Below are 11,803 nucleotides of genomic sequence, written 5' to 3'. Positions count from 1 at the left end.
CGCTGTCGCTTTCCCCCCGCCGGCCACGACACCCGGTACGGGCCTCGGTCACGGCACCTTGTACGTGTCCCCGTAGACGGCCCACTCCAGCGGCGTCTCGAGACGCAGGTTGCCCTCGTTCAGGAAACGGCGCTGGGCGGTGTCGACGCGGCTCGTGTCCGTGCGGTCGGCGGCCATGGCGGTGCGGCGGACGTCGAGGAAGGCGCCCAGGTACGCCTTCTCACTGCCGCCCTCGGCCGGTGTGTCCGCCACGCGCAGCGCGCGTTCGCGCAGGCCGTAGAAGCCCTCTGGGCCGGTGTCGGGACCGTGGAAGATCAGAGCGTCGTAGTAGACGAACTGGCCGAGCGTGCCCAGGCCGTCCAGTTTGGCGAGGCGGACCGCCGGGTCGAAGGACACACGGTCACGGTGCTCGTCCTGGGCCCTGCGGAAGGCCGGGAGCTTCGCCTCCGCCTTCCAGGCCGCGGTGAAGCCGGGGTCCAGGCCCTCGTGGGAGTCCGTGCCGTCGACCTCGCGCAGGGCCGGCAGGTAGCGGGCCAGGCCGTTGTCCGGGTGGGCGTCGGTGTAGCGCTCGACCAGGGCGAGCAGGTCGTGGGTGCCGGTGCAGAAGCCGGCGATCCCGGCGGTGTAGCCCCGCCCGTCCTCCAGGTCCTCGATGGAGCCGTAGAGGGCGCGCCAGTTCAGCGTCGACTCGTGGGCGCTCGCCACGATCCGCTGCGCCAGTTCCTTCTTCTCCGGGGCGGCCAGGCCCGCGGGCAGCCCGGCGATCACCTTGTCGTCCTCTGCCCGCTCCTCCTCGGCCCGGTCCCTGGCCTCTTCCCGGGCCGCCTGGGCGGCGGACACGGAGGGTTTCGCCGTGGTCTCGGCGGAGTCCGCGGGCGCGAGGAAGTAGGCCGACGCCGTGGCGACCACGGGAACGGCGACGAAGAACGCCACACCGGCACGCTTCACCGGGATCACCCTGCCTGTCGGCTCCGTCACCTTCTCCGCCGTCCCGGCCGCCTGGAGCACCAGCGGCCCGACGCACGCCCCCGCCCGCACCGGCGCGCGGTGCCGGGCCAGGGGCGCGTAAGCGTACGCCAGGGTCCGCGCGCGTCCACCGGCGGGTCGGCGAGGCATACTTTCGGCATCCACGTCCGGTGATCCAGGGGGACACGTATGGCCGCGATCAGTCTGCGCACGTTCGAGGAGACCGCGCCGACGCTGGTCAACCTCTACAAGAGCGCCGGGGTGTCCCTCGCGAAGAACGGCCTCGACGGGCTGCGGGCCGCGGTCTACCTCGTGGTCGACCACTCGGGCTCGATGAAGCCGTACTACAAGGACGGCAGTGTGCAGGCGCTGGCCGACCGGGTGCTCGGGCTGTCGGCTCATCTGGACGACGACGGCAGCGTGCCGGTCGTGTTCTTCTCCACCGATGTCGACGCCGTCACCGACATCGCGCTCGCCGATCACCGGGGAAGGATCGAGCGGATCGTCGCCGGGCTCGGGCACATGGGGAAGACCAGCTACCACCTGGCGATGGACGCCGTCATCGACCACTATCTGGACAGCGGGTCGGCCGAGCCCGCCCTCGTGGTGTTCCAGACCGACGGCGGGCCCATCAACAAGCTCGCCGCGGAGCGGTACCTCTGCAAGGCGGCCAGGCTGCCGCTGTTCTGGCAGTTCATCGGCTTCGGCGACCCGGGCAGCAAGCAGTTCGACTTCCTGCGCAAGCTGGACGAGCTGGCCGTGCCGGGCAAGCGGGTCGTCGACAACGCCGGGTTCTTCCACGCGGGGGCGGATCCGCGGAAGGTCCCCGACACCGAGCTGTACGACCGGCTGGTGGGCGAGTTCCCGAAGTGGCTGGTGGCCGCGCGGGCGCAGGGGATCGTGAGGGACTCCGGCAGCCGCTGAGCCGGGCCGCTCGTCCCCTTGGCCCAACCGGCGCCACGCCCCGTTTGCACGGCCGCGACGCCGTGCCACGCTGGGAAGGATCCGACGGGGAGGCGACGACGTATGGGCGACGACGGCGCACGACGGGTGTATGGGACGGACTCCGCCCGCAGGGGATCTCCCGCAGGCAGGGGCGAGAAGCTCGCCGACTGGGCGGACGGGCGGCTCGGGCTGTTGGCCCTGGCCAGGGCCAACATGCGCAAGGTCTTCCCGGACCACTGGTCCTTCATGCTGGGCGAGGTCACCCTCTACAGCTTCGTCGTGCTGATCCTCACCGGCGTCTACCTCACGCTGTTCTTCGAACCGAGCATGCAGGAGGTCGTCTACAACGGCTCCTACACGGAGCTCAACGGCGTCCTCATGAGCAGGGCGTTCGAGTCCACGCTGGACATCAGCTTCGATGTGCGCGGCGGGCTGCTGATCCGGCAGATCCACCACTGGGCGGCGCTGGTCTTCATCACCGGCATGCTGGTGCACATGATGCGGGTGTTCTTCACGGGCGCCTTCCGCAAGCCGCGCGAGCTGAACTGGCTCTTCGGCTGGACCCTGCTGATGCTCGGCATCATCACGGGCCTGACCGGCTACTCCCTCCCGGACGACCTGCTGTCCGGCACCGGCATCCGCTTCGCCCAGGGCGCGATCCTGTCGATCCCGATCGTCGGGACGTACCTGTCGTTCTTCCTGTTCGGCGGGGAGTTCCCGGGCGAGGACATCATCTCGCGGCTGTACCCCGTCCACATCCTGCTGCTGCCCGGGATCATGCTGGGGCTGGTGACCGCCCATCTGATCCTGGTCTTCTACCACAAGCACACCCAGTTCCCGGGCCCCGGCCGCCAGGAGCGGTCGGTCGTCGGGATGCCCTTCCTGCCGGTGTACATGGCCAAGGCCGGCGGTTTCTTCTTCCTCGTCTTCGGCGTGCTGACGGTGATGGGCGCGATCGCCCAGATCAACCCCGTGTGGGCCTTCGGTCCCTACCGCCCCGACCTGGTCACCACCGGCGCCCAGCCCGACTGGTACCTCGGCTTCTCCGAAGGCCTCATCCGGGTGATGCCGGGGTGGGAGATCAACCTCTGGGGACACACCCTCGTCCTCGGCGTGTTCATCCCCTTCTCGCTCTTCCCGCTGATCCTGCTCGCCCTCGGCGTCTATCCCTTCATCGAAGCGTGGATCACCGGCGACAAACGCGAGCACCACATCCTGGACCGGCCGCGCAACGTGCCCGTGCGCACCGGTCTCGGCGTGGCCTGGCTGACCCTGTACGCGGTGCTGCTGATCGGCGGCGGCAACGACATCGTCGCCACGCATCTGCATCTGTCCATCAACGTGATCACCTGGTTCGTGCGGATCGGCGTCTTCGTGCTGCCGGTCGCCGCGTTCATCGTCACGAAGAAGATCTGCATGGGCCTGCAGCGCCGCGACCGCGCCGCGGTGCTGCACGGGCGGGAGACCGGCACCATCAAACGGCTGCCGACCGGCGAGTACATCGAGGTCCACGAGCCCCTCGCGCAGGCCGAGCTGTTCACGCTCACCCAGCACGAGCAGAACCCGCCCTTCGAGGCCGGGCGCGAGGTCGACGCGGGGGGCGTCCGCCGCAGGGTCAAGCGGTCCGAGCGGCTGCGCGCCCGGCTCGCGAAGGCCATGTTCGGGCCCGACGCGCGGATCGAGAAACCGACGGTGGAGGAGTACCGGGAGATCACCAGCGGCGATCACCGGCACTGACGACCAGAGCCCGGCACGTCTCGGGGTCGCCCCAGGCCGTGCGCAGGGCCCGGGCCTTGGTCAGCCACAGCGCCAGGCCGTACTCCGCGGTGTAGCCGATCGCCCCGTGCAGGTGCAGTGCGGTGCGGGCGGTGGCGTACGCCGCCTCGCACGCGGCCGCCTTGGCGGCGGCGACCTCGGCCGGACGCATGCTCAGCGCGGCGCCGAACAACAGGGGACGCGCGAACTCCAGGGCCGTCTTCGCGTCGGCCAGCCGGTGCTTGACCGCCTGGAACGAGCCGACGGGCACACCGAACTGGGTGCGCTGCTTGACGTATCCGACGGTTCTGTCGAGGAGCGCGAGGCCCACGCCGAGGGCTTGGGCGGCGGTGGCGAGGCGGGCCCAGGTGAGGGCCTGCTCCACGGGGGGACCGAGGAGTTCGCCGCCGGGGGCGAGGGGGGTGAGGCGGCGGGCCGGGTCGAGGGAGGGGCGGACGGGGCCGTGGCCGGGGGAGAGGCGGATGCCGTCGGGGGTGCAGGCGAGCCGGAGGGCCGCCGCGTCGCCGTCCAGGGCGTACGCGCCCTCGGGGGCCACCGTCGCCATGGTCTCCCCGGACGCGAGGGCCGGCAGCAGCCGCTTGGCGACCCCCGGGTCGGCTCCTGTGAGGAGCACCGCCGCCGTGACCGTCTCGACCAGCGGGCCGGGTACCGCGTGGCGGCCCAGTTCGACGAACGCCACGGCCAGTTCGACGGGTCGCGGTCCCAGGCCCTCGTGCGTCTCCGGCACCGCCAGCGCGAACACGCCCGCCCGGGCCGCGCGGGACCACAGCGCCCGCCCGCTCGCGTGGTCGCCCCGGCTCCAGTCCCGGATCACCGCCGGTGTGTCCGCCGCCGCGAGCAGGGCGTCCAGCGACGCCGCGAAGGCACGCTGCTCGGGATCGGGGAGGAAGCGCATCAAGGCCGCCCCTCCGGCGAAGCGCCCGGCATCAGCGGCGTCCCCTCGGCAGGCCGAGCAGGCGCTCGGCGATGATGTCACGCTGGATCTCGTTCGTGCCCGCGTACAGGGGCCCGGCGAGGGCGAAGACGTACCGCTCCGCCCAGTCGGTGTCCGCTCTCTCGCCCTCGGGGCCGAGCAGGTCGAGGGCCGTCTCGTGCAGCGCGATGTCCAGTTCGGACCAGAAGACCTTGTTGAGACTCGACTCGGGGCCGACGGCCTCGCCCTCCAGGAAGCGGGAGGCGGCCGCGTACGTGAAGAGCTGGTAGGCGCGGGCACCGGTCAGGGCGTCGGCCACCCGGCCCCGCGTCGACACCGGGCTGCCCTGCTCGCGCCACAGCTCCTCCAGCCGGCGCGCGGCGGCCAGGAAGCGGCCGGGGGAGCGGAGCATCAGCCCGCGTTCGTTGCCGGCCGTCGACATCGCGATGCGCCAGCCCTGGCCCGGGGTGCCGATCACGTCCTCGTCGGGCACGAACACCTCGTCGAGGAACAGCTCCGCGAAGGCGGGCTTGCCGTCGAGGCGGCCGATCGGGCGGACCGTGACACCGGGGGCGCGCAGGCCGAACATCAGGTACGTCAGGCCCTGGTGGGGCTTGGCGGTGTCCGGGTCGCTGCGGAACAGCCCGAAGGCGCGGTCGGCGAACGCGGCCCGCGAGGACCAGGTCTTCTGGCCGGTCAGCAGCCATCCGCCGTCCGTGCGCACGGCCTTCGCCCGCAGGGACGCCAGATCGGAACCGGCCTCGGGCTCCGACCAGGCCTGCGCCCAGACCACCTCGCCGCGGGCCATCGGGGGCAGGACCCGGGCCCGCTGCTCCTCGGTGCCGTGGTCGAGGAGGGTCGGGGCGAGTAACTGGACGCCGTTCTGGCCGACGCGGCCCGGGGCGCCCGCCGCCCAGTACTCCTCCTCGAAGAGCAGCCACCGCACCAGCCCCGCGTCCCGCCCGCCGTAGCGCGACGGCCAGTTGACGACCGACCAGCGGTCCGCGGCCAGCTCCGCCTCCCAGACGCGGTGCGCGGCGAAGCCCTCCTCGGTCTCCAGGGAGGGCAGTGGATCGCGCGGTACGTGCGTGTGCAGCCACTCCCGCGCCTCGGCTCGGAACCGCTCGTCCGCCGGGGAGAACGCCAGGTCCACGACCGCTCCCTTCTTCCCTAACAAGTGTTTGGTAGGTTAGCGTGAGCCCATGACAGACGTCGAGAGTCCGTCGTACGTGCCGGGCCACGGCCTGCTGAAGGGGCGGACCGCGGTCGTCACGGCGGCGGCCGGCGCGGGGATCGGCGCAGCCACCGCGCGGCGCTTCCTGGAGGAGGGCGCGCGCGTGCTGATCAGCGACGCGCACGCACGGCGGCTCAAGGAGCACGAGGCGCGGCTGGCCGATGAGTTCGGCGCGACGTCGGTCACCGCCGTGCCCTGCGACGTCACCGACGAGACACAGGTGCGCATGCTCTTCGAGACGGCCGCGGCGCAGCACGGCCGCCTCGACGTCGTGGTCAACAACGCCGGTCTCGGCGGCACGGCGGACCTCGTCGACATGACCGACGCGCAGTGGTCCCGCGTCCTGGACGTGACGCTCACCGGCACGTTCCGGTGCGTGCGGACCGCGCTCCGGCACATGAAGGGCACCGGCGGCGGGGTGATCGTCAACAACGCCTCCGTCGTCGGCTGGCGCGCCCAGGCCGGGCAGGCCCACTACGCCGCCGCAAAAGCGGGCGTGATGGCGCTGACCCGGTGCGCGGCCATCGAGGCGGCCGGGTACGGGGTGCGGGTCAACGCCGTGGCGCCCAGCCTCGCCATGCACCCCCACCTGGTGAAGGTGACCACGCCCGAGCTGCTCGCCGAGCTGACCGCCCGCGAGGCCTACGGGCGCTGGGCCGAACCCTGGGAGGTGGCCAACGTGATCGTCTTCCTGGTCTCCGGCTACTCCTCGTACATGACCGGAGAAGTGGTCTCCGTCAGCAGCAGGCATCCCTAGGACGACAATGGACCCGTGCCTCCTACGAAGAAGAATCCCCAGGTGACCGCCACTGAGCCCGCCGTGGCCGCCGCGGTTCGCGACCGTCGCGCCGAACTCCTCGGCACCGCCGCCGAGGTCTTCGCCGAGCAGGGCTACAACGCCACCACCGTCCGCAAGATCGCGGACCACGCGGGGATGCTCGCCGGCAGCCTCTACTACCACTTCGACTCCAAGGAGTCGATGCTGGAGGAGATCCTGCGCACCTTCCTCGACGAGCTGTGGGACGGCTACGACACCGTCCTGGCCGCCGGGCTCGGCCCGCGCGAGACGCTTCAGGCCCTGGTCACCGAGTCGTTCCGGGAGATCGACCGGCACCGTGCGGCCGTCGCGATCTACCAGAAGGAGAGCAGACAGCTCGTGGCGCAGGAGCGGTTCGCGTTCCTCGCCGAGTCGCAGCGCAGGTTCGAGAAGGCCTGGCTGTCCACACTGGAGCGCGGCGTCGCCGAGCGGGCCTTCCGGGCCGACCTCGACGTCCGGCTCACCTACCGGTTCGTGCGCGACACCGTGTGGGTCGCCGCGTCCTGGTACCGGCCGGGCGGACAGCACAGCCCGGACGAGATCGCCCGGCAGTACCTGTCGATGGTGCTGGACGGGATCGCCGTACGCCCATAGCCCCTATGCACACAGGGAGTCGTCATGGCCGAGGCCTACATCGTCGAAGCGGTGCGGACGCCCGTCGGGCGGCGCGGGGGAGGGCTGAGCGCGGTCCACCCCGCCGACCTCGGCGCGCACGTCCTGGGGGAGCTGATGGACCGCTCGGGCGCCGACCCGGCCGCCGTGGAGGACGTCGTCCTCGGCTGCCTGGACGCGGTGGGGCCGCAGGCCGGGGACATCGCGCGGACCTGCTGGCTGGCGGCCGGGCTGCCCGAGGAGGTGCCGGGCGTGACCGTCGACCGGCAGTGCGGCTCCTCGCAGCAGGCCGTGCACTTCGCCGCGCAGGCCGTGCTGTCCGGCACCCAGGACCTGGTGGTCGCCGGCGGGGTGCAGAACATGTCGATGATCCCCATCGCCTTCGCCACCCGGCAGGCCGCCGAACCGCTCGGGCTGACCCAGGGGCCCTTCGCGGGCAGCGCCGGCTGGCGGGCACGGTACGGGGACAAGCCCGTCAACCAGTTCGTGGGCGCCGAGATGATCGCCGCCAAGTGGGGGATCACCCGGCAGGACCAGGAGGAGTTCGCCCTGCGCTCCCATCGGCGGGCGGTGCGGGCGATCGACGAGGGCCGCTTCGGCCGCGAGAGCGTCCCGTACGGAGAGGTCACCGCCGACGAGGGGCCGCGCCGGGACACCTCCCTGGAGAAGATGGCCGGTCTCAAGCCGGTCCTCGACGGCGGAACCGTCACCGCCGCCTGCTCCTCCCAGGTCTCCGACGGGGCGGCGGCGATGCTGCTGGCCTCCGAACGGGCCGTGCGCGACCACGGGCTCACCCCCCGCGCGCGCGTGCACCACCTCTCGGTGCGCGGCGAGGACCCGATCCGGATGCTCACCGCCCCCATCCCGGCCACCGCCCACGCCCTGAGGAAGACCGGCCTGACCATCGACGACATCGACCTCGTCGAGATCAACGAGGCCTTCGCGCCGGTCGTCCTGGCCTGGCTGAAGGAGACCGGCGCCGACCCGGACCGGGTCAACGTCAACGGCGGCGCGATCGCCCTGGGGCACCCCCTCGGCGCGACCGGCGTCAAACTCATGACGACCCTGCTGCACGAACTGGAGCGCACCGGCGGCCGGTTCGGTCTGCAGACCATGTGCGAGGGCGGCGGCCAGGCCAATGTGACGATCATCGAACGGCTGTGAGCCGCGTCAGCGTCTCGTCGGCCTCCCTCATGATCCGCTCCACCAGCTCCGCACACGACGGCAGGTCGCCGATCACCCCGGCGACCTGCCCGGACGCCATCACCCCCAGGTCCGTACGGCCGTCCACCATCGCCGACTTCAGCAGCATCGGCGTGTTCGCGGCGAGCAGTACCTGGCTCCAGGACAGGTCCTTGCCGCGTTTGAGGGCCAGCCCGTCACGGACGAGCTGCCGCCAGGTCAGCCCGGACAGCCTGCGGAATCCGGCCGCCGCGCGCAGGGCCCGCGCGAGCGCCCCGGCCCGGCCGGCGTCCTCCAGGGCGGCCACCAGTTCCGTACGCAGCATGCGGTGCGGGAGCCCGTCGACCGCCCGGGTCACCGTCACGTCCTTCACGGCCGCCGCGAGATACCTCGCCTTCACCGCGTCCGGCACGGTCGAGTCCGAGGTCAGCAGGAACCGCGTGCCCATCGCCACGCCCGCCGCCCCGTAGGCCAGGGCCGCGGCCAGCCCGCGCCCGTCGAAGAAGCCGCCTGCCGCGACGACGGGTATCCGCACCGCGTCCACCACCTGCGGCAGCAGCACGGTCGTGGCCACCTCCCCGGTGTGCCCGCCGCCCTCCGCGCCCTGCACGAGCACCGCGTCCGCGCCCCACGCCGCGACCTTCTCGGCATGCCGCCGCGCCCCCACGGTCGGCATGACGACCACACCGGCCTCCTTGAGCTCGCCGATCAGCTCCCGGGAGGGGGCGAGGGCGAAGGAGGCGACCCGGACGCCCTCCTCGATCAGGATCCGCACGCGATCGCCCGCGTCGGCCGCGTCGGCGCGCAGGTTCACCCCGAACGGCGCGTCGGTCCGGGCCCTCACCTCCCGTACGGCCTCGCGCAGCCGCCCGGGTGTCATCGTGGCGGAGGCCAGGATGCCGAGGGCGCCCGCGTTCGCCGTCGCGGAGACCAACCGGGGTCCGGCCACCCAGCCCATCCCGGTCTGCACGACCGGATGGCGGACACCGGTCAGCCGGGTGAGCGCCGTCCCCCTCACGCGGCGACCTCCCCGGCCCGGGCCCCGGCCGGGTCGACGACCTCGCGGATCAGCCGGAGCTCCTCACCGGTCGGCTCCCGGGTCTCCGGCACCTCGTCCGGCACGGTCAGTTCGAAGCCCGTCGCCTCTTTCACCTGCTCCACCGTGACGCCCGGGTGCAGGGAGGCCAGCCGCATCGAGCGGTCGGGGGTGGCGAAGTCGAAGACGCCCAGGTCGGAGACGACCCGCGGGATCCGGTGGTAGCGCGCCCCGGCCGCATGGTCGTAGCCGACCCCGCAGACCATGTCGACCCGCTCGACGAAGACCCGCCGGGAGTGCCTCGGGATCCAGTAACTGGTCGGATGGTTCAGGGTGTTGACCGGTGCGCCGCGTACCCCCAGCAACTGCCGCTTCGGCCTCTCCCAGTCACCGATGCAGGCGATGTTCTGGTTGCCGAACCGGTCGATCTGACTCGCGCCCATCATCACGTGCCGCCGCCCTGCGGTGACCCAGGCCAGATGCTCGCGGTACGGCAGCCAGCCCTCGGGTGTCCCGTCCGGGCGGACGAGCATCGCCTCGCCGTCGGTCAGCAGCAGGTCCGGTGCGAAGGTGAGCCGGGCCAGCCGGGCGCCGATCGAGGGGATCAGCCCCATGGGGCTCGCCAGCACCTCGCCGTCGTCCCGCCAGGCCTCGGCGCAGGCGATCACGCAGTACTCGGCACGGGTGGGCCCGGTCATGTGCCCTCCCGCACGGCCGCCTGGTACGCCTGCTCGTCCCCGTCGAGGTACCCGGCCTCGAAAGCGGGCCAGGGCGTGGTCGCGTACCGCTTCTGGAAGGCCTCGTCCCGGCCGTAGTCGGGCGCGCAGGACGTGAAGTGCGCCCCGTGCGGGGACTCGACGACACCGGTGACCGTGTGCCGCTTGATCAGCAGGGTCTGCGGCGGGCCCTCCTTCGTCAGCTCGGCCGTGCCGACGATCCGCTCGCAGCTCACGTACGCCGTGTCGGCGGCCGCGCAGAACAGGTCGTCGAAGTACGGGTCCGGGCCCAGGTACTGCCCGTTGCCCGAGCGGTCCGCGCGGTTGACGTGCACCAGGGCCGCGTCCAGCCGCAGGGCGGGCACGGCCACGAACGTCTCCCCGTCCTCGTACGGCGAAGTGACCGTCCTCAGGCCCGGGTTGACCCGCATCACGTCCGAGCCGAACCCGGCCCGCACCGGCAGGAACGGGAGCCGGTTCGCCGCCGCCCGCAGACCCCACAGGAACATCGCCTCGTCGATCTCCGTCAGGGCGAAGGCACCCCGCTCACGAGCCGCCCGGTAGTGCGGTTCCAACGGGATCGAGTCGAGGGTGACGAAAGCCGTCACCAGCCGCCGGATCCGCCCGGCCGCGGCCAGCATGCCCACGTCCGGGCCGCCGTACGACACGATGGTGAGGTCGGTGATCCGCGACCTGAGCAGCGCTCTCACCAGGGCCATCGGCTTGCGGCGCGAGCCCCAGCCGCCGATGCCGAGGGTCATGCCGCTGGACAGCCGGGACACCGCCTCGTCCGCCGACATCGTCTTGTCCCTCATCGCGCACCCTCCTGCCCGAACCTGTCGCGCACCCGCGCGCCCACCCCGCTGAGACCCGCCTCGAAGGTGAAGCCCTGCTCGAAGCGGTAGCTGCGGCGCACGTCAACGGGGTCGATGCCGTTGAGCGCGGCCTTGGCCAGACGGAGCAGCCGGCCGTCCTTCGCGGCGATCTCGCGGGCCAGTTCCAGGGCGGCGGAGCGCAGTGCGCCGCGCGGCACCACCCGCCACACCGACCCGTGCGCGTGCAGGTCGGCCGCGCTCGCCGTACGCGCCGTGTAGTACAGCGCCCGCATCAGGTGCTGGGGGACCAGCCGGGCCAGGTGGGTGGCCGCGCCGAGGGCCCCGCGGTCCAGCTCGGGCAGTCCGAACACCGCGTCCTCGCTCGCCACGATCGCGTCCGCGTTCCCCACCAGGCCGATGCCGCCGCCCAGGCAGAAGCCCTGCACCGCCGCCACGACCGGCACCTCGCACTCGTAGACCGCCGCGAACGCCTGTGCGCAGCCGCTGTTCACACCGAGCAGCGCGCTGTGCTCCCGGTCGTCCGCCTGCAGCTCCTTGATGTCCACACCCGCGTTGAACCCGCGTCCCTCGGCGGCCAGCACCACGCACCGGACCTCCGGATCGCGTCCGGCCGCGCGCACCGCGTCGGCCAGGGCGAACCAGCCCGCCACCGGCAGGGCGTTCACCGGTGGGAAGTCGACCGTGACGACGGTGATGCCCTTTTCCCCGCACGAGGTGGAGACACCCATGGCCGCATCAGCTACCTTTCCACCAAACGTTTGTTAGGTGGA

The 11,803-nt window shown here is 72.3% G+C and carries 12 protein-coding genes; 5 read left to right on the top strand and 7 right to left on the bottom strand.

The genetic code is table 11. The features are described 5' to 3' along the window. Window positions 1–48: 48 nt before the first annotated feature. The gene (locus tag ACFY9E_RS32195; RefSeq protein ID WP_390990255.1) at window positions 49–948 is read right to left on the bottom strand and encodes a chitosanase; all 900 of its coding nucleotides are present in this window, start codon (window positions 946–948) and stop codon (window positions 49–51) included. Between the two features lie 207 nt (window positions 949–1,155). On the opposite strand from ACFY9E_RS32195, the gene ACFY9E_RS32190 reads away from it, so the two are divergent. Together ACFY9E_RS32190 and ACFY9E_RS32185 are read left to right on the top strand one after the other, a co-directional pair. Next, window positions 1,156–1,890 carry a VWA domain-containing protein gene (locus ACFY9E_RS32190; protein ID WP_390989940.1) on the top strand — a complete coding sequence of 245 codons (735 nt, stop codon included), beginning with the start codon at window positions 1,156–1,158 and terminating at the stop codon, window positions 1,888–1,890. A gap of 102 nt (window positions 1,891–1,992) precedes the next feature. Then, window positions 1,993–3,648 (top strand): cytochrome b N-terminal domain-containing protein, encoded by a 1,656-nt coding sequence (locus tag ACFY9E_RS32185; RefSeq protein ID WP_390989937.1) that lies wholly within the window; start codon window positions 1,993–1,995, stop codon window positions 3,646–3,648. Here the strand turns inward: ACFY9E_RS32185 and ACFY9E_RS32180 are convergent. Then, window positions 3,623–4,582 (bottom strand): acyl-CoA dehydrogenase family protein, encoded by a 960-nt coding sequence (locus ACFY9E_RS32180; protein ID WP_390989934.1) that lies wholly within the window; start codon window positions 4,580–4,582, stop codon window positions 3,623–3,625. The genes ACFY9E_RS32185 and ACFY9E_RS32180 overlap by 26 nt on opposite strands. A 31-nt stretch (window positions 4,583–4,613) precedes the next feature. Then, window positions 4,614–5,753, bottom strand: a complete 1,140-nt coding sequence (locus ACFY9E_RS32175; RefSeq protein ID WP_390989931.1) for an acyl-CoA dehydrogenase family protein — start codon at window positions 5,751–5,753, stop codon at window positions 4,614–4,616. A 49-nt stretch (window positions 5,754–5,802) separates the two neighbouring features. Here ACFY9E_RS32175 and ACFY9E_RS32170 point away from each other — a divergent pair, with 49 nt between their 5' ends. From ACFY9E_RS32170 to ACFY9E_RS32160, 3 genes are read left to right on the top strand one after another with little or no spacing between them, the layout of a single operon-like run. Further along, window positions 5,803–6,591, top strand: coding sequence for an SDR family oxidoreductase (locus ACFY9E_RS32170; RefSeq protein ID WP_390989928.1), 789 nt, complete (start codon window positions 5,803–5,805; stop codon window positions 6,589–6,591). A gap of 42 nt (window positions 6,592–6,633) precedes the next feature. Then, complete coding sequence (locus tag ACFY9E_RS32165) at window positions 6,634–7,245, top strand: TetR family transcriptional regulator (protein ID WP_390989925.1); 612 nt, start codon at window positions 6,634–6,636, stop codon at window positions 7,243–7,245. A 24-nt stretch (window positions 7,246–7,269) separates the two neighbouring features. After that, complete coding sequence (locus ACFY9E_RS32160) at window positions 7,270–8,427, top strand: acetyl-CoA C-acetyltransferase (protein WP_390989922.1); 1,158 nt, start codon at window positions 7,270–7,272, stop codon at window positions 8,425–8,427. On the opposite strand, the gene ACFY9E_RS32155 is transcribed toward ACFY9E_RS32160, so the two are convergent. The 4 genes from ACFY9E_RS32155 to ACFY9E_RS32140 are packed head-to-tail and all read right to left on the bottom strand — an operon-like array spanning window position 8,411 to window position 11,761. Then, on the bottom strand, window positions 8,411–9,463 hold the full coding sequence (locus ACFY9E_RS32155) for a nitronate monooxygenase (protein ID WP_390989919.1): 1,053 nt from the start codon (window positions 9,461–9,463) through the stop codon (window positions 8,411–8,413). The genes ACFY9E_RS32160 and ACFY9E_RS32155 overlap by 17 nt on opposite strands. Next, window positions 9,460–10,179 (bottom strand): CoA-transferase, encoded by a 720-nt coding sequence (locus ACFY9E_RS32150; RefSeq protein ID WP_390989916.1) that lies wholly within the window; start codon window positions 10,177–10,179, stop codon window positions 9,460–9,462. The genes ACFY9E_RS32155 and ACFY9E_RS32150 overlap by 4 nt, the downstream gene beginning before the upstream one ends. After that, window positions 10,176–11,012: a CoA-transferase gene (locus ACFY9E_RS32145; protein ID WP_390989913.1), complete on the bottom strand. Its 837-nt coding sequence runs from the start codon at window positions 11,010–11,012 to the stop codon at window positions 10,176–10,178. The genes ACFY9E_RS32150 and ACFY9E_RS32145 overlap by 4 nt, the downstream gene beginning before the upstream one ends. Then, window positions 11,009–11,761: an enoyl-CoA hydratase family protein gene (locus tag ACFY9E_RS32140; protein ID WP_390989910.1), complete on the bottom strand. Its 753-nt coding sequence runs from the start codon at window positions 11,759–11,761 to the stop codon at window positions 11,009–11,011. Before ACFY9E_RS32140 ends, ACFY9E_RS32145 begins: the two co-directional genes overlap by 4 nt. Between the last annotated feature and the right edge of the window lie 42 nt (window positions 11,762–11,803).

It is taken from the genome of Streptomyces sp. NPDC012466 (assembly GCF_042955215.1).
In the GTDB taxonomy this organism is placed as follows: domain Bacteria; phylum Actinomycetota; class Actinomycetes; order Streptomycetales; family Streptomycetaceae; genus Streptomyces.
Note: the sequence above shows the minus strand (reverse complement) of the source record. Positions and strands in the feature narration are given on the sequence as shown.